The sequence below is a fragment of the Rothia sp. ZJ932 genome (genome assembly GCF_016924835.1).
Classification (GTDB): Bacteria; Actinomycetota; Actinomycetes; order Actinomycetales; family Micrococcaceae; genus Rothia.
This window is the reverse complement of record NZ_CP070480.1, coordinates 1,187,011-1,208,462: the sequence shown is the minus strand read 5'-3', so window position 1 is coordinate 1,208,462 and position 21,452 is coordinate 1,187,011. Positions and strand designations below refer to the sequence as shown.

The window sequence follows — 21,452 nt, the reverse complement described above, 5'->3', positions numbered from 1 at the left end:
ATTTTTTAAGTCTCAGGTAACTCTCAAACCGGCTATGAGTCGGTCACAGTGCTTTCAGCAGCATCAGTGTCGGTAATTGAGTAGCGACCGAAGTGCAGACCCATGAGCACAAGAGAAGCCCCCAACACAGTGCCCAGAATACCCAGCAGAAGGGGGCGGGTAAAGATGAGGACGATGCCGCCAGCGAGAATCAAACCGCCAAAAACGCCCAGCAGTGCAGCCAGTCGAGAAGAAAAAGCAGGTGCTGAAGCTGTAGAAGTTTCTACAGGGTTATCTGCGGCTGATACCGGAGCGGGAGATGCAGCTGAACCGCCAAAGGCACGACGTTTCTTGGGCGTAGAAACCTGCTGAGTTTCACCCTCGGAAGGAATGTAGGCTGCAGGAACCTCATAGTGATCGCTCTCGGCAATAAGCTCCGGAACATTATTGGGCAGAGTATCAAACCATTCCTGAGGAAGCTCAGAAGGGCGTGCCGCTTGAACTGTCAGAGAGATTTCAAAGGAATTGCCGCGAATAGTGCCCCATGCGCTGGTGAGTTTATTGTTCTCAAATGCGTAGCGGATAACGGGGGCTAACTGCTCAGAAATTTGTGTACTGAGACGACCCACGACCTTGCGGTCGTGGAGAACATCAACAGAATCAACGACGGTGCCGTCGTTAAGCTTAATTTGGTTAGCTTCAAGTGCCAAAATGACTCGACCTTCACCGTTGGAGGGCAGAATCGTGTGCAGATATGACGAATGGTCTTTCTCGTCAAGAACCTTCATGGACGCCCCCTGAGGTAGCAGGGTAGCCTGAGCTGGTGCCTGGTTAAGCGGGAATAGAGAACCCGGAGCGCTGAGTGAGAGAATACCTTGGCTCTCAATGAAGGGTTCGCCCCCATTCTTACGCAAAACAGCGGTTAGCTGAAGGTAAGACATCGCGTCATACCCGCTGGCAACCACACGCGCAATGGGGTTCCAATACTCGGCAGCGTCCTCGGGGGAGAGCCTGCCAACTTTAAGGTCGTCAATGTAGACAGCAATCGAACGTGAGGAGCGGGGGTTATCCGGCTCTGGGACCAGACGAGCCTGACCGCTCCAGATACGTTCACGATCCATTTGGAGTTCTTCAAAGACCTGCAGAATCTCAGCGTCATAAAAATCATGAGTGATGATATTTACTGATCCACGATCGCCCAGTGCAAATTCGGCCAACGTCCAACTCCTTGAAATGGTTGCAAAACTACTTGTATAGCTTCTCACGAAATGCCGGTTTGAGGGGTATTTATGACTCCTTAAACCGGCATTTGTAAGATTGCTTGAATCACTTTGGCAGCATCTTGATAAGCCTACTGTTTATCTCTGAGTGCTCCTTGCTGCTTGTGCTGTTAGGCTGCGGCGCGCATCGTCAACATGTTCGATGATTTTTCGGCGTAATGCGCTCGGAGCGGCTTCATGATCTGCAAGCCACTGCTCGCCTAAGGCTACTGCCGGGTGATCGTTAATAGCAGGTTCGTCTTGAAATGTCGCATCGGGGTAGAGACCATCAATAACGCGAGTAGCCATCACAATCGAACGCTCACTCCACACACGAGTTAGCAGGTCAAAGTATTGCTGCGCATCATCCTCACGCAACTCATGTGGTCCAGCCTGATAACCGTTGGCGGTGGCGGTGAGAATTTCGTTGGAAAGCTCAGCGTTAGTCATCACTGCCTCAAATGCAGCTTTCTTAACCGATGCTAGCGGACGCGCCGCAGTCGCAAACGCGAAACCCCTCTCCGCTGTGGCAGAAGGGTTAAAAGCGCGACCCTGTTCAAGAACTGAACCCTCAACGCGGTCATGGCTAGCAAGAGCAATCAGTGCTGACCATCCTAATGACTGGGTGTAGTTGATTCCCTCCAAGCCAGTGATAGCCGTGCCTTCAAGGTTCTCTAAGGCTCCACGGGCAACGTCTTGGGCGAACTCAATACCCCGATCGGTGTGAGCCGCGCAACTGAGGGTGGCGCGCAAGAGAATCAGCTGACTATCGCTTCCCGGTGCTGCTAGCTGCAGTGCCTGCGCAAAAGCGTCGTACAGAGTGCTCCAGAGAGCAGCCCGTTCATTAGCGGGGGCATAAGACTTGATGGCACTTTGAGACTGACTCGTTATAGACGCCAAGAGGGTCGCAGAGGCTTCGTGAGCCACATGAGAGGCGACCATCTGAACAAAATCAGCCGCTGGTAATAGAGCATCACGCACCTGGTTCCACAAGCTACCCCACATGAGCCCGCGGGTGAGCGCGTCCTCAAGAGTCGAAATGCGTTGCATCACCAGTGACCTGCCATCGTCCTCGTCCAAAATAACTTTGGCGTATGAAAGGTCTTCAGCGTTGAGTAGCAGTACATCCGCATCACTAACGAGTTGCTGATCAGCATCGCACAGTTCGAGCTTGACACGTACACTTTCGCCCGCAGGAATCTCCAACGCTATGGTGCCGGAGGGTGTTAGAGCGTCACCTCTCAACGTGAAAGTGGCGCACTTGAGCTGATGTGGTCGTCCCAACTGTGCAGGCACGCCGGCTGGAAGTTCCTGATGAACATAGAGCTCAACGCCCCCATCTGGTGTGCGGACGCGCTCGGTACGCAGGGTAGATAAACCGCTGGTTCGCAACCAGGCATGTGCCCAAGTGAAAACATCACGGTTACACGCTTCATCGAGCACTGCTAAGAAATCATCAAGGGTAGTGTTCTGATATTCGTGGCGCTTGAAGTAGGTACGCGCCGCCGCGATGAAAGATTCAAAACCGACAAATGCCACGAGTTGCTTAAGAGCCGAAGCGCCCTTGGCATAGGTAATACCGTCAAAATTCTGCTTTGCAGCTTCCAAATGCGGTATATCCGCCACAATAGGGTGGGTCGTCGGCAATTGATCCTGATAATAAGCCCACGCCTTGCGGCGATTCGCGAAAGTAACCCACGCGTCCTCGAAACCGTTGGCTTCAATGGAGCCGAGCGTACCCATAAAATCAGCAAACGATTCTTTAAGCCACAGATCGTCCCACCACTTCATGGTCACGAGATCACCAAACCACATATGCGACATTTCATGACAAATAACGTTGGCTCGCGCCTCAAGATCTGCCTTGGTGGCTCCCGAAACATAAATATAACCCTCGGTGAAGGTCACGAGACCGGGGTTTTCCATAGCACCGAGGTTGTACTCGGGTACAAAAGCCTGCTCATACTTTTCAAAGGGGTAGGGGTAGTCGAACAAATCCTGGAAGAAATCAAGCCCCTGCTGGGTTACTGCGAAAATGTTCTGTGCATCAAAATGCTCGGCAAGCGACTGACGGCAGTAGGCTACCAATGGAATTTTGCCGGAATTGACGCTGGACGTGGGGGTGTAGATGCTGCGCTCTACATGATATTCCCCGGCAAGCAGGGTAGTGATATAGGTAGAAATACGCTTGGTAGGAGCAAAAATGCGCTTGGAGACCGAGCTGTCTGACGGGTCCTCAAGGGTGCGCTCTAGCTGCGCATTTGAGCTGACCACCCAGTGGCTGGGAGCCGTCACGCGAAAGTTGAAGACAGCTTTCAGATCTGGCTGCTCAAAATTGGGGAATACCCTGCGGCAGTCGGCAGGCTCGTACTGGGTGTAGAGGTATACCTTGCCGTCTTTGGGGTCAATGTAGCGGTGCAAACCCTCTCCAGAGCGGGAGAAAAAGGACCTGCCGTGTATGGTCAGGACGTTCTCTCCGGGTAGGGGAGTGAAGATGATACGAGACCCCTCAACTGCGTGACTGAGGTTGAGATGCTCCCCGTTGAGTTTTACGGAGTCGATAGACTGGTGGATGTAGTCAATGAAGGTTTCTTGTGCCTGACCCACCGTGAACTTTACGGTGGTTGCGGTGGGGTAGGAGGCAAAGGATGTATCTGCAGCGTGGGTGAGATCGACGTGGACATCGTAGGTATCTACGGTGAGCAATTCTGCACGCTGGGCTGCTTCTTCTCTCGTTAAGTTTTCGTTATTCACATCACCTATCGTATATCTGTCGTCGATGGCGGTCTAATAATTGTCAGATATTCAGGACTTTTGACATGATAACTTATCAGCTAAACTGATTATCTTCGGGTGTGGCTATTAGAAATTTTTAGTAATGGGGCAGGAATACTCTTTCGCATAAAATTTTTAACATTGACAAACCGGTTTTGTCTGCCAGATTGGTAAAGTGATGCAACTTATAGTTGAAAAGCTGTCTTTGGTTTGCGCTGTGGCGGGGGAGCGTGTAGATTGTTACCTGTTGCTTACAAGAGTTCAGCTTTTGTTGGTCACCTTGCGCGGGTGGCGGAATAGGCAGACGCGCTAGCTTGAGGTGCTAGTCCTCGTATTAGAGGGTGGGGGTTCAAGTCCCCCCTCGCGCACAAATCAAACCCCGGTTACTGAATCAGTGACCGGGGTTCCTTGTTTTTAAATCTTCCTTCCGCCGAGATCCTGATTTGTTGCTGAAATCCTGTTTTAAAACAGGAACTCGACGATTAATCAGGATCTCGATGGGAATGCTGCGGCAAGGCTAGCGTCCCATGTCTATCATCGTCCAGTCGGCGTTCTCCCAATCCCGGGAAACCTTTGACGGGGCATATTTGTGCCTCGTTGCGCCCGGTCGGTGCAAATGTGCGTATGAGATGCATCAAGAAGTTGCCCTGTGATTATGTGTGTTTATGAGGGTTTTTGGGGTTAAAATGTTGCTTTCCTGGTTTAAATTGTAGTTAAAGTCAGTTGAACCCAACATAAACACATATTTTTGTGTCATAATAGAACTACCAGAACAGGTAAACCTCTGAAAGGCATGAAACCCATGGCTACTCATAAGGCAACCAAGCTCGGCGTTATTGGTGCAGGCGGTGTAGGTTCTGCAACAGCATACGCTGCAACTCTGCGTGGCGCTGCAGATGAAATCGTCATCTACGATATTGCAGGTGAGCGCGCCGAGGCTGAAGGGCTTGACATTGCCCACGGTACAATGTTCGCCTCCGAAGCAAAGGTTTCCGGTGGCGGCGACATTGAAATTTTGCGTAACTGCGACATGGTAGTGGTGACCGCAGGTGCTCGCCAACAGTCCGGTCAGTCACGGCTTGATCTTGTTGATGCTAACGTCCGTATCTTTGAGGCAATGCTACCCAAGGTGATGGAAGTTGCTCCCAGCGCAATTCTGATGATTGTCACCAACCCCTGTGATGTGCTTGCCGTTGTGGCTCAGAAGATTACCGGTCTGCCGACCGAGCGTTGCTTCGCATCCGGTACCGTGCTTGATTCGTCACGTCTGCGCTGGCTTATTGCTAACAAAGCAAAAGTTTCTATCAAGAGCGTTCACGCTAACGTCGTCGGCGAGCACGGCGACTCGGAATTTCCCGTGTGGTCTGCTGCCAATATCGGTATGGTTCCCCTGGACGAGTGGACCGGCGAGGACGGCAACAAGCTCTTCACCGAGGACGTCAAGAAAGAAATTGCCAACGACGCTATGCGTGCAGCCTACAAGGTTATCGAGGGTAAGGGCTCTACCAACTACGCAATCGGCATCTCGGCAATTCGCATCGTTGAAGCGGTTTTGGGTGGCGAGGACGCCGTGCTCAACCTTTCAACTCAGATTCGGGGCAAATACGGCATCGAGGGCGAGGCTGCTGTATCATTTCCCTCCATCGTCAATCGTGCCGGTGTAGTGCGCGTCCTGGATGTTCCCATGAACGAAGAAGAAATCGAGAAACTGCGCAAATCTGCAGGTGAAATCCAGAAAACTCTGGAATCAGTCGGTTACGGAGACTAAAAAGTTCGCGCGTTCCTCAAGCATGCCAATCGATTCAATAAAAAGGTGACCCCAGACAATCTGGGGTCACCTTTTAGTTGAGGAAAACAAAGAGCAGTGTGTGCGGGTTCTACAGAAACTGTGTGGTGCGTTGTACGCGCATAATGCGGCGACGCAACCAGTAACGGCGACGCCCGCCGTACAGAATAATGCTGCGTGATAGTTCCCATTTGCCGTACTCGGCGTGCTCGCCGATTCTTGCTCGCGCCTCTTTAAGGGACTCACCGGGTTCTACCGTGATGATGAGATATTCGTAACGGTCGTGATCGGTTTTGCCCCGTAAAGCCGGGCTAGCTATGGATTGTTCTCGCAAATTTCTCTCCAATGTAGTTCCAGAACACGGCTTTAAGCGATAACGTCTTATATATGAGCAACGATCCTCGCGCAGCGCTTTCCGTTTTGACCGGAGCACTCGAAGAACACCTTACCGCTATTGTCAACCGTCGCGGCGAACATGACACCGCCATCGACAATGCCTACGTGTCTATTGCTAACGCTTTCGAGCGTTACGAAGACGCCCTTTTTGAGGCTTTTGAAGAGGTCACTCCTTTGGAAGTCTTCATTGAAGATGATGAAGACGATGAGGACTTTGAAGACATCGATGAGTTCGATGACGAATTCGATGATGAAGATTTCAGTGATGACGAACTCCCCGGTGAGGGCGATAACCACTAAGAAACACGTTTTCTGAACTTTGTTAGAACTAACACAGCAGTACAAAAGTACTGCTGTGTTTGTTTTTTAACCGGTACAGTTTTACAGGTGGAATGGATTCAAGCGATTATATTGGGCCTCGTTCAGGGGCTGACGGAGTTTTTGCCGGTCTCGTCATCCGGTCATTTGCGTCTTGTAGGGCAGTTTTTGCCGGATTCTGAGGATCCCGGTGCTGCTTTCACCGCAATTACCCAGTTGGGCACTGAAACCGCCGTGCTGATCTTTTTCTGGCGCGATATTGTGCGTATTCTGAAAAATTGGTTCGGTTCTTTGGTGGGCAAGGTCGATAAGAAAGACCCGGACGCCCGCATGGGCTGGTTCATCATTGTTGGTTCGCTGCCCATTGGTATTTTGGGTCTGCTCTTGGAGGAGTACATCGATAGCACCTTCCGAAGCCTGTGGATTGTAGCCACCATGCTGATTGTGTTTGCTATTTTCTTGGGTATTGCTGATCGCATTGGTAAAGAGCAGCGTGAGCTGAATGACTTGACCGTTAAGCACGGCATTATCTTTGGTTTCGCTCAGGCGTTGGCTCTGATTCCCGGTGTTTCTCGTTCTGGTGGCACTATTACTGCCGGCTTGCTCATGGGTTACACCCGCGAAGCTGCTGCCCGCTATTCTTTCTTGCTGGCGATTCCTGCTGTTTTCGCGTCTGGTCTGTACAAGCTGGTCGATAGCTTCTCAGAAGGTTTTAACGGTTACTACGGTCTGGGCTCAACGGTTGTGGCAACTATTGTGGCTTTCGTCGTGGGTTACCTGATGATTGGTTGGTTCTTGAAGTACGTTTCATCTAAGAGCTACGGTCTGTTTGTTTGGTACCGCATTGCGCTGGGTGCTGTGATTTACGTTCTGCTGGGGCTCGGTGTTCTGGTGGCGTAACCAAACGCTCACAGTGTAATACCCGCTCACGCTTGGCGTGGGCGGGTATTGTTTTATGCAGATTAAAAGTTGTATGTGAAAGGTTTTCCCCTTGAAGTCTTGGCAGTCGCCGTCCGTTCCTGTTCTACCGGGTACTGCACCTTGGCCCAGTATTTTCGATACTACGCAGCAGGCTGTAGTGCAGTTGCCGAAGGAGGACGCAGCTAGTCTTTATGTTTGTGGTATTACTCCCTACGATGCAACTCATATGGGTCACGCTTCAACATATGTGGCTTTTGATTTGCTCAATCGTGCCTGGCGTGATGCCGGTGCTTCTGTTGCCTACGTGCAGAACGTGACCGATGTTGATGATCCTTTGTTAGAACGTGCAACAGCAACCGGTGTTGATTGGCGAGATCTGGCGCAGGAGCAGACGGAGCTTTTTCATACTGATATGGTGGCGCTCAACGTTCTGGCACCTGATCACTACGTCGGTGCGGTTGAGTCGATTGAGTGGATTGTTCCGGTCGTTGAACGCTGGGTAGAGCAGGGAATTGCCTACCGCGTTCCCGGTTTCACTGACGAGCACGGTCTTGTTCACCCCGATGGCGATGTTTACTTTGATAACGCTGCTGCCGAGCGGGCTACTGCCGATTTTGAGGACGCGTGGTCACTCGGTGATGTTTCGGGTATGAGCAGAGAAGAAATGATGCCTATTTTCGCCGAGCGCGGTGGTGACCCGCAGCGCGCGGGCAAGCGAGATGCTCTTGATCCGTTGCTGTGGCGCGTGGCACGCGAAGGTGAGCCTTCCTGGGACGGTGGCGCTTTGGGTGCAGGACGCCCTGGCTGGCATATTGAGTGCACCATGATTTCTCAGAAGTTCCTTCCGGCTCCTTTCACTGTTCAGGGCGGCGGTTCTGATTTGATTTTCCCGCACCATGAGATGGGTGCCGGTCATGCTTATGCAGTAGACCGTAAACCCATGGCACGCCATTTCGCCCACACCGGTATGGTAGGGCTGGAGGGCGAGAAGATGAGCAAGTCTTTGGGCAATTTGGTGCTGGTGTCTAAACTACGCGCGGCTGGAGTGAATCCCGGAGCTATTCGCCTGGCAATTATGAGCAATCACTATCGTTCTGATTGGTTCTGGACTGACGATGTTCTCACCCGTGCTCAGGAACGCTTTGAACTTTTTACCACTGCCAGCCAGCTTACCGGTGATGATTCAGCGGCACATGAGGCATTGGCAAGCGTCCGTGAGTATCTCGCGGATGACCTCAATGCCCCTGCAGCGCTCGATGTTCTTGAGGCTTGGGCACGGAACGCGGTGGCGAAGGAGGGTATCGGCGGCGGTGCTCTACTGCGCGATATCCTGGACGCTCGTCTTGGCGTAAAACTCTAAAAACATCATTAAAACGGCGGGCACCTCTGACAGTGAGAAGGTGCCCGCCGTTTTATTTATTGTTCGCGGCGTTTGAGGAACTGCTCAAACTCCGCCGCGATGTCTTCGCCTGAGGGTGTGGTGGGGTTCTCGGCGTCGTAGATTGATTCGAGTTGGCGGACGTAGTCGGCGAGTTCGCTTTCTTCTTCTAGCAGTTCAGCGGCACCTCGCTCCCACGCGTCCATCTCATCTTCGAAGGGACGCAGAGGAATCGCTATACCCAACAGTGTTTCTAGGCTGCGTAGCAGCGCGAGGGTTGCTTTGGGGTGCGGTGGGTGACCGACGTAGTGGGGAACTGATACCCAAAGACTGGCTGCCGGCAGATTGTCAGGTGCGGCAAGGGCGGTTACTCCCGTGATGCCTGTTGGGCCTGTGTAAGTGGTGCGTTCGACGAGCGGCAACTGGCGTAGCAGGGGTGACTCGCTGGTTACTTCAACGGGGAAGGGGCGGGTGTGGGGTGTTTCTGCCATGAGAGCGCCGAGAAAGAGCACGGTATCGACGTCCAAGCGCTGAGCGAGCGCGTAGAACTCGTCAATAAATGTTTTCCAGCGTTGTGCGGGTTCTGGGCCGGTGAGTACGATGAGGCGGATGTTTTGGTCGGGCAGGGTTGTTTCGGAGACTGAGAGCTCTGGCCAGTGGATTTCTGCAGGACCATCGGGTTGGGACATCATTAGCGGACGTTGTTGGGTATAGATGAAGTATTCGTCGTCGTTGAAGCCGGTTTGTTCTGTGAAGTCCCAGACGCGGGTGAGGTACTGGAGGGCTTCGCTGGCTGCGCCACCGGCGTCGTTCCACCCTTCAAAGGCGGCAAGGAGAACGGTGGTGTGGTTCTGGGATGATCGGGGGAGGTTGTTGAGAGTGGTGAGCGATTCCATATATGAAGTGTTGCGTCCGTTCTGTGTATAGGTCGTTTTACTCTGGTATTGATTCTACTGCTCGTGTTGAGGAGTGCGTTCACCGGGTGGTGAACCTCTTGGTGCGTTGATGGGGGTGGGCATAAGATGGTGGCTAGTTGTTAGACAGTGTGGGGGAGTGTATGGCACCTTCGGTGCAGGGCGTACAGGTGGGTAGGGTGTTTGGTGCGCCGATTTACTTACGTTCTTCTTGGTTTATTTTTATGGCGGTTGTGGTTGTGGGGTATGCCTACTATCTCAATCGTTCGCCTTTGGTGAGTTTGGGCGATGCTCTAACGGTTTCTGCGACTGTTGCTTTCACTGTGGCGTTTGCTGTTTTTTGTCATGAGTTGGCGCATGCTGCTGTGGGTGTGGCGCGGGGGCAGAGGGTTTCTTTTATTTCGCTGACGCTGTGGGGCGGGCTGACGAAGCTGACCCAGGGCAGCCCGACTACTTCTTTGTTGGTTTCTTTGGCTGGACCGGTGGTGAACCTGATCTTTGCCCTGCTGGGGTACGTTCTTGTGGAGATTTTGCCCGCTTCGCCTTTTCGGTGGGGGTTGCATCTGGCGTCGGATGCCAACCTCGCGATTTTTGTTTTTAACCTCCTACCGTCTTACCCGCTAGACGGTGGGCACGCGGTAGAAGCGTTCGTGCATAGGGTTGGTGGTCTTAAATCAAGAGCGGTGAGGGTAACTGCCTGGTGCGGTGTGGCTTTGATTCCTGCCCTCGCGGGTTTTGCGGTGGTGACAGGTTGGCTTTCTAGTCTGTTCTCCGTGGTGATTTTGATTTATGTGGCGTCTTATCTGTGGCGTAACGCTCAGGCGCACTTGAAGGTTTTGAAACAGCAGGCGGTGGGTCACGACCCTCTGCTAGCGACTAATCTCATGCGTCCTGCCGCTTTTTTTTAGTGGGCAGACTCCGGTGGGAGTGGTGAGGGACGAGGCTGCTCGGGGATTAGCTGTTGTTATTGCTGATTCACCGGTAGCGGGCGGACGCATCTGGTGGGTTCCGCAGGCTTTGCTGGAAGGTGCCGCTGAGTCTACGCCACTGGGGGAGTTGGCTCTAGAACTAGGCGAGCCAGCGATTGCCCACACGGCTTTGCGCTATGACCTCATGGAGTATTTCAACGGGTATATCTGGGATCAGCAGCCGGTTGAAGTGAAAAATGGTTTGGTTCCTGCGGCATGGCCTGTAGTTAATGAGGCGCAAAGGATTTTGGGTGTCATTACCTATGCCGATGCCGGTAGCATTCTGACCCGCGAATCCCGCTACCTGCGCGATGGGTGAGACTGACTTCTCACGGATGGGTTGCTCGAAATCGCTCCTTACCGGCAAATTTGAGACAATAGTTAAAACTCAACATTTTTCAAGACTTTTAGATTGTAAGGAAGCAGATGACCTCTTCAACTCCCACCGGCGCTAACAACCGTCGTGGTCCCTTCCGCCCCGGCGAGCGCGTCCAGATTACTGATGAGCGCGGGCGTATTACCACCATTACCCTTGAGACTGATGGTCAGTACCACTCGCATCGTGGCTACTTCAATCACAATGATTTGATTGGCAGTGATGAGGGCACGGTGATTACTAACTCTGAGGGGTTGATGTACCAGTGCCTGCGTCCGCTATATAAGGATTTTGTGCTGTCTATGCCTCGCGGTGCTGCGGTGGTGTACCCTAAAGATACCGGTCAGATTGTCACTATGGCTGATATTTACCCCGGTGCGCGTGTGATTGAGGCTGGCGTAGGTTCGGGTGCGCTGTCCATTGGTCTGTTGCGGGCTATTGGCGATCAGGGGCACCTGCGTTCTTTTGAGCGTCGTGAGGAGTTTGCTGATATTGCTCGCGGCAACGTGGAAACCATGTTCGGCGGTCCGCACCCCGCGTGGGAGATTACCCTGGGTGATTTGGCGGAGACTTTGGGCGATGTTGAAGAACCCGGCAGCGTTGACCGAGCGGTGCTGGATATGCTTGCCCCCTGGGAGTGTTTGGATGCGGTAGCGACCGTGCTGGCTCCCGGTGGCGTTATTATTTGCTACGTTGCAACTGTTACCCAGCTTTCGCGTACTGCTGAGGCGCTGCGCGCTGATGGTCGTTTTACCGAGCCTGAATCTCACGAGACGATGGTACGTGGCTGGCATGTGGAGGGTCTGGCAGTACGCCCTGACCACCGTATGGTTGCCCACACCGGTTTCTTGATTACCGCCCGCCGACTGGCAGACGGCGCGATTCGTCTAGCTCCTAAGCGTCGCGCGTCCAAGACCGACTTTTCTGAAGAGGATATGAACGCATGGACTCCTGCTGCCTTGGGTGAGCGTAACGTGACAGATCGTAAGCTGCGCCGCGCCGCTCGCGATGCTCAGAACTTAGCATCGCATGCTGCCGAAGCTAACGAGCACCTCAACCACGAGGGCTAGGTCTTCAGCAGTTAGCCCGCAATCACCACCATCCTTCGAACAAAGAAGCATCGTATGAGCGAGAACTCCCAGGTATCAACCGCTGATTATCAGAGGGCTTTGCGTCAGCTCAATCTCACCAACGAGAACCGGCGCAACCTTGACCGGCAGTTGCGTGTTGCCGGTGAGAAGAATCAGAAGCTGGTGCGCGCTTTAGAGATGACCAAGGCTGAGATTGAGCGTATGCGCGTGGCGATGGCTCAGCAGGTTTCACCGCCGCTTAATTCAGCTGTGGTGCTTGAGGTGGGTCGGGGCATGATGACTTATTCTCAGTTGGCGTCAGGTAAAACCCCTGCTGAGGTTGAGCCTTATCTTGATGTGTTGATGGGCGGACGCCTGGTGCGTCTTCCCTTATCACCGCTGCTGAACCCCGATGAGGTTGAACCGGGCATGACCGTTTTGCTCAATGAGCATTCTCAGGCTGTGGTGAGCTTAGGTTATGAGAACTATGGGGACGTGGTGGTGGTTCGGGAGGTTCTTGATGCTTCTCACGTAGTAGTTGAGCTTCCAAACCAGGCTAAGACTGTTGCCCGTTTGGCGGGGAGCGTCAGCGGCTCTGAACTGTCTACCGGGGACGCTGTCATCTTCGATTCCAAGGTTTCGATGGTGCGCGCGGTGGTGCCTTCGACTGATGCCCAGGAACTTATTCTTGAAGAAGTTCCCGATATTACTTACAGCCAAATTGGTGGTCTGAGTTCACAGATTGAGCAGATTCAGGACGCCGTGGAGTTGCCCTTCTTGCATCCTGAGGTTTACCGTGAGTACCACCTGACTCCGCCCAAGGGTATTTTGTTGTATGGTCCTCCGGGTAACGGTAAGACCCTCATTGCCAAGGCGGTGGCTAATTCACTGGCTCACCGGGCTGCTGAGCTGAGCAAGGATGGCTCAACGACCGGTTACTTCCTGAACATTAAGGGCCCGGAACTGCTCGATAAGTTTGTGGGTGAAACTGAGCGTCAGATTCGCGATATCTTCCGTGCAGCCCGCGAAAAAGCAGCCGAGGGTAATCCGGTGGTGGTCTTCTTCGACGAGATGGAATCGCTCTTCCGTACCCGTGGTTCTGGGCGTTCATCCGACGTTGAAACGACCATTGTTCCGCAGCTTCTGGCTGAAATTGACGGTGTGGAAAGGCTCGATAACGTCATTGTTATTGGCGCTACCAACCGCGAGGATATGATTGACCCCGCCGTGCTGCGTCCGGGGCGTCTTGATGTGAAAATCCGCATTAACCGCCCCGATGCCGCTGGTGCGCGCGAAATCTTTGGGCTTTACCTGAACTCAGAGCTACCGGTACACGAGTCTGAGGTTGAGCGTGCAGGTTCGGCGCAGGTGGCACTGGAATCCATTATTGACCGCGCGGTCAATTCTCTCTATTCATTTGATGAGTTCAACCGCTATATCAGCGTGGAGTTCGAGAACGGCATTTCCCGTTGGCTCTACCGGGGTGACTTCCTCTCGGGCGCCGTCATTCGCAATATTGTTGATAACGCTAAGAAGCAGGCTATTAAAGACTTCTTGGCAACCGGTTCACGGGGTTTGAGAGCGGAGCATGTGCTAGAGGCAATCCGCGCTGAGTTTGAGGATCAGGTCGATGTTCCCCAGGCTGCTGAGATTGAGGACGTTCTGGCTCAGAAGAACTTGCGCCTGCGCTTTTTGAGCGCCTCACCGGTTCGTTCCGGGCGGGGGGAGTAACACTATGGGCGTTCAGCGGGTGATGGGGGCAGAGACCGAGTTCGGTGTGATTGCACCAACGACCCCCGAAGCTAACCACACGGTACTTTCTGCAACCATCGTGAATACTTATAATGCGATGGTTTTTAGAACTGCCCAGCGAGCGCAGTGGGAATACGATTCTGAGCAGCCCCTGGAGGACGCGCGCGGTTTCGCTATGCAGCGTGAGCTGGCGCATGAGTCGCAGCTGACCGATGAGGCATATGTGCTCACGAGTGAGGATATTGCTGCTGAGGCTTTGCGTGAATCGGGGATGTATGCTGAGCGGTTGGATTGGGATAAAGTCACCATGAACTCGATTCTTCCCAACGGTGCCCGTCTATATGTGGATCATGCTCACCCCGAGTACTCATCACCTGAGGTGACGAACCCGTTTGATGCTGTACTGTGGGATGCTGCCGGTGACTTTATTGCCGCTGAGACGGTGGATGCTCTGGCGCGTTCAGCGCAGAATACTGGGGTTGAGCCTATTCACCTTTATAAGAACAACACTGATGGCAAAGGTCAGTCTTATGGTTCTCATGAGAATTACCTGGTAGATCGCGGTGTTGATTTCGAGTATCTGACCTTGGTGCTAGCGCCGTTTTTCGCAACCCGCATTATTTATACGGGTGCAGGACGCGTGGGCTTGGGTGCCAGCGGTGAGCAGGCGGGTTTTCAGATATCGTCTCGGGCGGACTTCTTTGAGCGGTTAGTGGGTTTGGAAACTACCATTCGCAGACCTTTGGTGAATACCCGCGATGAGCCGCACGCGGATCGTGAGAAATACCGCCGTTTGCACGTGATTACGGGGGATGCGAACCTTTCGCACACTTCTAATCTTTTGAAGTTTGGTACCGTGGCTTTGGTGTTGGATGCGATTGAGCAGAAGGTGGCTCCGGTGTTTCGCTTGGCTGATCCGGTAGCAGCTATGCACGCGGTGAGCCGTGATCTGTCGATGAAGGCTCCGGTGAAGCTCAGCGATGGTAGCTCTACAACTGCTGTGGAGATTCAAAAAACTTTTCTTGCCGTAGCCCGTCAGGCCAATCCTCACCCCGATGAGATGACTGCCCGCGTCCTGACACTGTGGCAGGAGGTACTGGACGCTCTAGAGCAGAACCCACTGAGCCTTGCAGATACTCTGGATTGGGTAGCGAAGTATAACCTCATGCGAGCCTACGTAAATAAGGGTGTCAGCTGGGATAACCCCAAAATGCGAGCTATCGATATTCAGTACTCTGATGTGCGCCCCGATAAGGGGCTGTATTTCAAACTGATTGCCCTGGGCAAGATGAAAACGCTCTTCACAGAAGAGCAGATTCGTCAGGCAGCGCACCAACCGCCTCATGATACGCGCGCATACCTTCGAGGGAAGATTGTGGAGATCTGGCAGCACGAAGTTGTCTCGGCAAGCTGGGATACGATAGTCACTCGTAACCCTCTAGATATCGTGACCTATCGTTTAACGATGGATGAGCCTTTGAGCCTTACTCGCGCAGAGATCGAACCCTATTTGGCTGATGAAAGCTCCGAAGGGCTGATGCGAGCCTTAGGCGCTCACGCTGTTACTCACTAAAACTACCTGTCTGATATTCAAGAAAAGAGAGAAAAAACCTGTGGAACAGAAAAAAGTTCAAGCACTGTCAGCCCAGCAGAGCCCTCAGGAAACTGAAGACTTTGAGCTGGCGCAAGCCACCGCGGCTGTTGATGAAGACCTGTTGCTTGAGGTTGATGATCTTTTAGCTGAAATCGACGGCGTGCTCGAGGAAAACGCTGAAGAGTTCGTTCGCGGTTTCATTCAAAAGGGTGGTCAGTAACCGACTCGGTTACCGTCTTGACCTCATTACGCACCTAGAGAGAGCACAGCATTCGTGGAACGCAGAATTTTTGGTATCGAAACGGAGTTTGGAATCCGCTACAGCCCCCAGGGGGTCGGTCATTTGGGGCCGGAGGAGGCAGCGCGTAAACTTTTCAAACCTGTAGTCGATTCGTGGCGTTCCACCAATGTTTTTTTGCCCAATGGCTCACGGCTATACCTCGATGTGGGATCTCATCCCGAATACGCCACCGCCGAGTGCGCCAGCATGCGAGATCTGATCGCCCACGATAAGGCAGGCGAGTATCTCTTCAACGATTTGGTCAATCAGGCAGAAGACCACTTACAGGAAGAGGGACTGACCGGGCACCTTTATCTTTTCAAGAACAATGTTGATTCAGCCGATAACTCTTACGGTTCTCACGAAAACTACATGCTCTCACGCAAAGTAGAGTTCGCTAAGCTCGTGCGTTCTCTCATTCCTTTTTTGGTGACCCGCCAAATTCTAGTGGGCGCGGGCAAAACTCACCGCCAGGGCCCGCCTTCATGGGGTACTGCAGAGGCCCTGAGCCAAGACTCCAGCTACTCTTTCTCCCAGCGAGCAGACTACATCTGGGAGGGGTCATCCACTGCTACCACACGCTCGCGTCCACTCATTAATACCCGCGATGAACCTCACGCAGACGCGCAGCTCTACCGCCGATTGCACGTAATCAACGGCGATTCAAACATGTCGCAGACCACCACTCTTCTCAAAATGGGTGCCACCGACATTGTGCTGCGCATGCTAGAAGATCGTTACCCCCTCAACGATTACGAAATCAAAGACACCGCCACAGCGCTACGAACCATCTCCCATGATCTGACGGGTACGGCTTATTTCATGCTGGCTGATGGTTCTCGACGCAGCGCCCTTGAGATGCAGCGTCATTATTTAGCTAGCGCTACTGCCTACATCGAGCAACACGGCGCCCACCATGAGGACGTGCCCTATATTCTAGATTTGTGGCAACGCGCGCTTGACGCCATCGAATCCCAAGATTTTAGCGCTATTGATACCGAAATTGACTGGGCAATTAAGAAAAAACTTCTGGATACCTATATCATCGAGGGTGTAGCACGTGGTTACGGTGACCCCAAGATTGCTCAGCTTGATCTTGCCTACCACGATATTGACCAGACCCGCGGCGTTTTCAATATTTTGGCGAAGAAAGGACGCGTACGTTCAGTAGTGTCTGCTGAGGCAATTGCCCAGGCGGCACTAGAACCGCCACACACTCGCGCACGTATTCGTGGTGAGTTCATCAATGCGGCACGAGCGGCGGGGGAACAGTTCACAGTGGACTGGGTACACCTGAAACTTAATGCTTACCCCCAGTTCACGGCGGTTTGCAAAGATCCCTTTGCCACCGAGTCCACCAGCGTTGATGAGCTCATCAAGGTTCTCAACGATGTGAAACCCACCAGCTCGTGGGCACCGCCCTTTATCTAAATCACCAGAATTTCTAGAGTAAATACTAAGAAAACATCTGTAAGATGAGTGAGCGAACAGTCTTTATCCCTCTAACCGAAAGTAAATTCGTGAAGAAAAAGATGACCTGGGCAGCGACTTCTGCTGCTTTAGCTTTGGCACTAACCGCCTGCGGTGCGGGTACTAGCGACCTCTCAAAGGTTGATTACGATGTGAAGTCAGCAACTGCAGAGCCCTCCGTTAGTTTTAAGACTCCGTTTGCTGCTACCTCGACCCAGATTCACGTGGTTGAAGAGGGTAGCAGTGACGATATCAATGACGGCGATATTCTTGTACTTCAGGGCACTATTTTCTCTGGTGCTGACGGTAGCTCTCAGGGCAGCACCTATGCAGGTGCTCCTTTGCAAATTGTTGAGGTCAACGAGCAGCTGAAAAAAAATGCCCCCGAGCTTTACGATTTGCTCTCATCTAACAAGGTGGGTACTACCTTCTCGTACTCTTCAAACGAATCAGTGGGTAAAGACGGCGCCATGGTGACCGCTAGCCCCGGTACCGCAACCAATGTTGAGGTTTACACCGTTGCTCGAAAAATCCCCAGCATCGTTGAGGGTGAGCAGAAGGACTTGGGTGAGTCAAAGCCCAAATTCAGCTTGGAAGGCAATAACGCTACTATTGCCCTGCCTGAGAACAAGGGTGATGAACCCCTCGAGCTGGTATCTGACGTGCTCATCGAAGGCAACGGTCAGACCGTGAATAAGGGCGATACCCTCTTTGTTCGTTACTTGGGTGTGACCTGGAACAATGGTGAAGTCTTTGACGGCAATTACGCCGAAGGTGCTGCTCCCGCGTCCTTCCCCCTCAACGAGAATCTCATCAAGGGTTGGGTAGACGGTTTACAGGGTCAGAAGGTTGGCTCACGTGTGATGCTGACTATCCCCACCGAGATGGCGTACGGCGCTAATGCCGCTCAGAACAAGGCACCGGAAGGTCCCTTGGTATTCGTGATTGACCTCTTGGGTAGCGTTGAAGGTACAGCACCCGCTGAAACTTCTGCCCCCAGCTCTAGCGCAGCAGCTTCAGAATCACCGGCACCCGCGGAGTCAGCAAACGACATGGCTCCGGCAGGTGATGCACCTCCGAGCGAATCAGCACCCGCTGATGCTCCTGCCGCAGAGCCTAGCCCCTCTGAGTAAATTACTGACCATTTCATAAAGATAAGGAAATTCTCTGATGTCATTTGGCGAACGTAAACTTGATCGTACCAAGCCTGAAATCGACTTTCCTGAGGGCGATGTACCCACAGAACTCGTGATTACTGATCTCATTGAGGGCAAGGGCGCCGAGGTTGAACCCCGCAACTACATTCAGTGCCACTATGTAGGTGTTTCGTGGTCAACCGGTGAGGAGTTCGACTCTTCATGGAACCGTGGCGAGCCCTTAGGATTCACCGCTGGCGTAGGTCAGGTCATTCAAGGCTGGGATCAGGGTCTTCTCGGCATGAAGGTGGGCGGACGCCGTCGCCTCGAGATTCCCTCACATCTCGCCTACGGCGAGCGCGGCGCCGGTGCTGCTATAGGTCCCAACGAAACCCTGATTTTCGTGGTTGATTTGGTAGATGTTCGCAAGTAGCGCATAGCTTATAGCCCCCGATTTTAAGAGGTCGGGGGCTATTCTTGTATCTATGAGTAGAAGCAGTGTTGAGCGGTTGCTGGGCGTTTTGAACGTGCTTGCCGCCAGTGAGGTTGGATTATCGCGCGCACAGATACGTGATACCATCACGTCGTACCGTAACGCACCATCAACGGCCGCCTTCGAACGGACGTTTGAGCGAGATAAGGATTCTCTGCGCAAGCTGGGGTACACCCTGGTGACGTCTAAGGTGGGGGTTGAAACGCTGTATCGCATTGAGCATGCCAAAGGGAGCGCTCACCATTTATCTGTTGTAGATCTTTCGTTGCTATCGCTGGCTGCCGCGAGCTGGCAGGAGGGCGTAGCTCACCGCTCTGTGGAGCGGGCACTTGCCAAACTAGGTGTTGAACAGACCCAGAGTGCCAATGGGCACTCTGAGGTTGTGTTTAAGCAGGCACCTTATTTGGAGCAGGTGATTGAGGCGCTAGCTGAGCAGAAGGTGTTGAGCTTCGATTACACTAACGCTCGTGGTGAGACGCGCAGTCGCAGGACATCCATCTGGGGCATAGGCTTTACCTTCGGCACCTGGTACTGCATGGGGGTTGAAGCGACCGAGCGTCAGCCTCGGGTCTATCGCCTAGACCGCTTCACCAAAGCGGCTTTAACTGCTGGAACCTACCGGTCTGCTGATGGCTCTTTTTCTGCTTACGACTATCTACAAGGCATTGCTTCAATCCCTGTTCCTCGAGTGTGGCTACGTCGTCATGGTGAGCTTTTGAGCATTCCCGCCGTGGTAGCAGATAAAGCGGCAGCACGCATCCTACTGTCGGGGGCTACTGTTGAGCCGAATCGCCCCGCTGATATACCAGCTCAACAGGTTTTCGACGATCACATACAGTTGAGCATGAGGGAGCGTTGCCGCACGATGAAAGCCGCGGTGGCAGGCAGACACCGGGGGAGTGAACCCTGCGATACCTCATCTATGAGATGGGAAGAGCACGGGGCACCGCGTACCCGGGCGGACGCGGCGGAGCTGTTTGTGCGCATCCTTAACTACGCGGAGTTCGCGTTTGAAAACGCCCCCGTGAGCGTGAAGGATATCGCTGAACGTTTCGCAGTCACCCGTGCTGAGGTGGTGCGCGCCCTCAACCTACTGTGGATCTCCGCTGATGAACAGAGCGTAAGTTTAAATCTCACCCACGATCAGGTGCAGCGTATGGAGGCAGTACAGCATTTGCGTACTGCAGCACCATTGTCTACGGAGGAAATTATTTATCTTTTGCTGGCACTGCGCGCATTGGGTGCGGTCATGCCTGAAACGAAAATCCTGCGTCAGCTTGAAGGTAAGTTAGTGCAGCTTTCTGCACAGGGGGAGCGTCTTTCACACCAAATAGCTGTTATCGCCGATGACAGCGCTCCTGCCTGGCTGATTGCCGCTCTGGAGCGGCGTGAGACCGTCGACATCACCTATTCAACGGGTACATCAACCACTTATCGCCGTATCAAACCCCTGGAACTTCGTATGGTTGATGGCGAACTTTACGTTCGCGCCCAGTGCTTACTGCGTGATGCTGAAAGAACTTTCCGACTGAGCGGAATAAGCCTCACTTCTCAGCAAGAACAGCTACCCCCAGCCCATCACATCGAGACTGCACCGGATGCACGCGCGTCCTTCACCGCCATCGTCAAAGCCCACTTACCCGGCACCTACCACCGCCAACTATGTCAGCGCCACAGCAATCAAGTATCAGGCGACTACTTTTCTTTTGATGTGTTTAACCCCAGCTGGTTCATGGAGCTTATCCTTTCATCGTATGGGGAACTTGAAATCATCGAACCGCACTCGTTACGTGCTTACTGTGCAACAGAAAATGGCAACCCCGAGAGCCTTTTTGACCCTCAGATATAAAACGCTGATTAAGAAACGGTAAATTACCTGCTATCTCACAGCGAAACCACACACGTTATAGGGCTGGAGGTTTTATACTTGGTTTTATGCCTTGGTGGTTTTGGATGCTTCTCACAGGAGCACTTGCAGCAGTTTCGTTAGCAGTCGTAGGTTTTTTGCTGTACTCAATAGTGAAAAAAGGGCTGAACGTCATGGGATCTGTTGAACAATGGGCAACCGATTACTCCGAAAAAATGGAGCAAGCGCAGCAGGTTAGCTACCTGACTGTCGAAAAAACTTCCAAGCCTGCAATCTTCACCCCACTCAATGAAGCTGTTTCAGACTATGAGTTGGGTAAAAAAGAACGTAAAATCGATCGTGCAACCAGGCGCTACCAGCGTCGCCAGACGCTCGGTCAGCCCCAACGCGTAGACGATATACGCATTAACGCACAGAAAGGTGCACTCTAATGGCTCGTGGCCTCTTTGACAACCCGGTAATGCTTCTTATTCTCCTGCTCATCATCATTCTTCTCTTTGGTGCGCCGAAGCTCCCCGGCATGGCTCGCAGCTTGGGTCAGTCCATGCGTATTTTCAAGTCAGAAGTTGATGACATGAAGAAGGACGGCAAGAACAAGAACGCGTCGGCTACCACCCCTGTTGAGGGTGAAGTTATCAACAACCCTTCACACGGTTCGGTTTCTTCAACTGATCCCGTCGTTGATAACCACAACAAGTAACTAAAATCTTTGATAGCCCG

At 52.9% G+C, this 21,452-nt stretch carries 20 protein-coding genes and 1 tRNA gene; 17 read left to right on the top strand and 4 right to left on the bottom strand.

From position 1 onward, the window contains the following. Positions 1-32 precede the first annotated feature (32 nt). Together JR346_RS05575 and pepN are read right to left on the bottom strand one after the other, a co-directional pair. Positions 33-1,196: a hypothetical protein gene (locus JR346_RS05575; protein WP_205481906.1), complete on the bottom strand. Its 1,164-nt coding sequence runs from the start codon at positions 1,194-1,196 to the stop codon at positions 33-35. Positions 1,197-1,337: 141 nt separating this feature from the next. Then, positions 1,338-3,992: an aminopeptidase N gene (gene pepN / locus JR346_RS05570; protein WP_205481905.1), complete on the bottom strand. Its 2,655-nt coding sequence runs from the start codon at positions 3,990-3,992 to the stop codon at positions 1,338-1,340. 303 nt (positions 3,993-4,295) lie between these two features. Here pepN and JR346_RS05565 point away from each other — a divergent pair. Continuing rightward, positions 4,296-4,381 (top strand) — tRNA-Leu (locus JR346_RS05565). 434 nt (positions 4,382-4,815) lie between these two features. Continuing rightward, a complete protein-coding gene (locus tag JR346_RS05560; RefSeq protein WP_205481904.1) occupies positions 4,816-5,781 on the top strand; it encodes an L-lactate dehydrogenase in 966 nt (321 codons plus the stop codon). A gap of 109 nt (positions 5,782-5,890) precedes the next feature. On the opposite strand, the gene JR346_RS05555 is transcribed toward JR346_RS05560, so the two are convergent. Continuing rightward, the gene (locus tag JR346_RS05555) at positions 5,891-6,133 is read right to left on the bottom strand and encodes a DUF5703 family protein (RefSeq protein ID WP_204875960.1); all 243 of its coding nucleotides are present in this window, start codon (positions 6,131-6,133) and stop codon (positions 5,891-5,893) included. 53 nt (positions 6,134-6,186) lie between these two features. On the opposite strand from JR346_RS05555, the gene JR346_RS05550 reads away from it, so the two are divergent. From JR346_RS05550 to mshC, 3 genes are all read left to right on the top strand, one after another. Then, positions 6,187-6,495 carry a hypothetical protein gene (locus JR346_RS05550; RefSeq protein ID WP_204875959.1) on the top strand — a complete coding sequence of 103 codons (309 nt, stop codon included), beginning with the start codon at positions 6,187-6,189 and terminating at the stop codon, positions 6,493-6,495. 87 nt (positions 6,496-6,582) lie between these two features. Continuing rightward, a complete protein-coding gene (locus JR346_RS05545) occupies positions 6,583-7,413 on the top strand; it encodes an undecaprenyl-diphosphate phosphatase (protein ID WP_205481903.1) in 831 nt (276 codons plus the stop codon). Positions 7,414-7,504: 91 nt separating this feature from the next. Beyond that, positions 7,505-8,794 carry a cysteine--1-D-myo-inosityl 2-amino-2-deoxy-alpha-D-glucopyranoside ligase gene (gene mshC, locus JR346_RS05540; RefSeq protein ID WP_204875955.1) on the top strand — a complete coding sequence of 430 codons (1,290 nt, stop codon included), beginning with the start codon at positions 7,505-7,507 and terminating at the stop codon, positions 8,792-8,794. Positions 8,795-8,850: 56 nt separating this feature from the next. On the opposite strand, the gene JR346_RS05535 is transcribed toward mshC, so the two are convergent. Then, entirely contained in the window at positions 8,851-9,708 is an 858-nt protein-coding gene (locus JR346_RS05535; RefSeq protein ID WP_205481902.1) for a PAC2 family protein, read from the bottom strand. 161 nt (positions 9,709-9,869) lie between these two features. Between JR346_RS05535 and JR346_RS05530 the strand changes: the two genes are divergently transcribed. The 12 genes from JR346_RS05530 to tatA all read left to right on the top strand — a co-directional run bounded on the left by JR346_RS05530 (position 9,870) and on the right by tatA (position 21,432). Next, the gene (locus JR346_RS05530) at positions 9,870-10,634 is read left to right on the top strand and encodes a site-2 protease family protein (RefSeq protein ID WP_205481901.1); all 765 of its coding nucleotides are present in this window, start codon (positions 9,870-9,872) and stop codon (positions 10,632-10,634) included. Positions 10,635-10,647: 13 nt separating this feature from the next. After that, complete coding sequence (locus JR346_RS05525) at positions 10,648-11,013, top strand: hypothetical protein (RefSeq protein WP_205481900.1); 366 nt, start codon at positions 10,648-10,650, stop codon at positions 11,011-11,013. Between the two features lie 107 nt (positions 11,014-11,120). Next, a complete protein-coding gene (locus tag JR346_RS05520) occupies positions 11,121-12,140 on the top strand; it encodes a tRNA (adenine-N1)-methyltransferase (RefSeq protein WP_205481899.1) in 1,020 nt (339 codons plus the stop codon). Positions 12,141-12,194: 54 nt separating this feature from the next. Further along, complete coding sequence (arc, locus tag JR346_RS05515) at positions 12,195-13,871, top strand: proteasome ATPase (RefSeq protein ID WP_204875947.1); 1,677 nt, start codon at positions 12,195-12,197, stop codon at positions 13,869-13,871. A gap of 4 nt (positions 13,872-13,875) precedes the next feature. Then, positions 13,876-15,465 carry a depupylase/deamidase Dop gene (gene dop, locus JR346_RS05510; protein WP_204875946.1) on the top strand — a complete coding sequence of 530 codons (1,590 nt, stop codon included), beginning with the start codon at positions 13,876-13,878 and terminating at the stop codon, positions 15,463-15,465. A 40-nt stretch (positions 15,466-15,505) separates the two neighbouring features. Further along, complete coding sequence (locus JR346_RS05505) at positions 15,506-15,706, top strand: ubiquitin-like protein Pup (protein ID WP_370592458.1); 201 nt, start codon at positions 15,506-15,508, stop codon at positions 15,704-15,706. A gap of 54 nt (positions 15,707-15,760) precedes the next feature. Then, the gene (gene pafA, locus JR346_RS05500; protein ID WP_204875936.1) at positions 15,761-17,197 is read left to right on the top strand and encodes a Pup--protein ligase; all 1,437 of its coding nucleotides are present in this window, start codon (positions 15,761-15,763) and stop codon (positions 17,195-17,197) included. A gap of 89 nt (positions 17,198-17,286) precedes the next feature. Continuing rightward, complete coding sequence (locus JR346_RS05495) at positions 17,287-18,369, top strand: FKBP-type peptidyl-prolyl cis-trans isomerase (protein ID WP_204875934.1); 1,083 nt, start codon at positions 17,287-17,289, stop codon at positions 18,367-18,369. 37 nt (positions 18,370-18,406) lie between these two features. Next, entirely contained in the window at positions 18,407-18,805 is a 399-nt protein-coding gene (locus tag JR346_RS05490; RefSeq protein WP_204875933.1) for an FKBP-type peptidyl-prolyl cis-trans isomerase, read from the top strand. 52 nt (positions 18,806-18,857) lie between these two features. Continuing rightward, complete coding sequence (locus JR346_RS05485; RefSeq protein ID WP_205481898.1) at positions 18,858-20,714, top strand: WYL domain-containing protein; 1,857 nt, start codon at positions 18,858-18,860, stop codon at positions 20,712-20,714. A gap of 86 nt (positions 20,715-20,800) precedes the next feature. Then, the gene (locus JR346_RS05480) at positions 20,801-21,163 is read left to right on the top strand and encodes a hypothetical protein (protein WP_205481897.1); all 363 of its coding nucleotides are present in this window, start codon (positions 20,801-20,803) and stop codon (positions 21,161-21,163) included. Continuing rightward, positions 21,163-21,432, top strand: coding sequence for a Sec-independent protein translocase subunit TatA (tatA, locus tag JR346_RS05475; RefSeq protein ID WP_204875928.1), 270 nt, complete (start codon positions 21,163-21,165; stop codon positions 21,430-21,432). Before JR346_RS05480 ends, tatA begins: the two co-directional genes overlap by 1 nt. The last annotated feature ends 20 nt before the right edge of the window (positions 21,433-21,452 follow it).

What these genes read in the sequence shown, in the direction of transcription:
- JR346_RS05560 (WP_205481904.1), top strand. Translation starts at nt 4,816, where the DNA reads ATGGCTACTCATAAGGCAACCAAGCTCGGCGTTATTGGTGCAGGCGGT.
- JR346_RS05530 (WP_205481901.1), top strand. Translation starts at nt 9,870, where the DNA reads ATGGCACCTTCGGTGCAGGGCGTACAGGTGGGTAGGGTGTTTGGTGCG.
- JR346_RS05520 (WP_205481899.1), top strand. Translation starts at nt 11,121, where the DNA reads ATGACCTCTTCAACTCCCACCGGCGCTAACAACCGTCGTGGTCCCTTC.
- JR346_RS05480 (WP_205481897.1), top strand. Translation starts at nt 20,801, where the DNA reads ATGCCTTGGTGGTTTTGGATGCTTCTCACAGGAGCACTTGCAGCAGTT.
- JR346_RS05535 (WP_205481902.1), bottom strand. Translation starts at nt 9,708, where the DNA reads ATGGAATCGCTCACCACTCTCAACAACCTCCCCCGATCATCCCAGAAC.
- JR346_RS05550 (WP_204875959.1), top strand. Translation starts at nt 6,187, where the DNA reads ATGAGCAACGATCCTCGCGCAGCGCTTTCCGTTTTGACCGGAGCACTC.
- JR346_RS05490 (WP_204875933.1), top strand. Translation starts at nt 18,407, where the DNA reads ATGTCATTTGGCGAACGTAAACTTGATCGTACCAAGCCTGAAATCGAC.
- JR346_RS05485 (WP_205481898.1), top strand. Translation starts at nt 18,858, where the DNA reads ATGAGTAGAAGCAGTGTTGAGCGGTTGCTGGGCGTTTTGAACGTGCTT.
- dop (WP_204875946.1), top strand. Translation starts at nt 13,876, where the DNA reads ATGGGCGTTCAGCGGGTGATGGGGGCAGAGACCGAGTTCGGTGTGATT.
- tatA (WP_204875928.1), top strand. Translation starts at nt 21,163, where the DNA reads ATGGCTCGTGGCCTCTTTGACAACCCGGTAATGCTTCTTATTCTCCTG.
- arc (WP_204875947.1), top strand. Translation starts at nt 12,195, where the DNA reads ATGAGCGAGAACTCCCAGGTATCAACCGCTGATTATCAGAGGGCTTTG.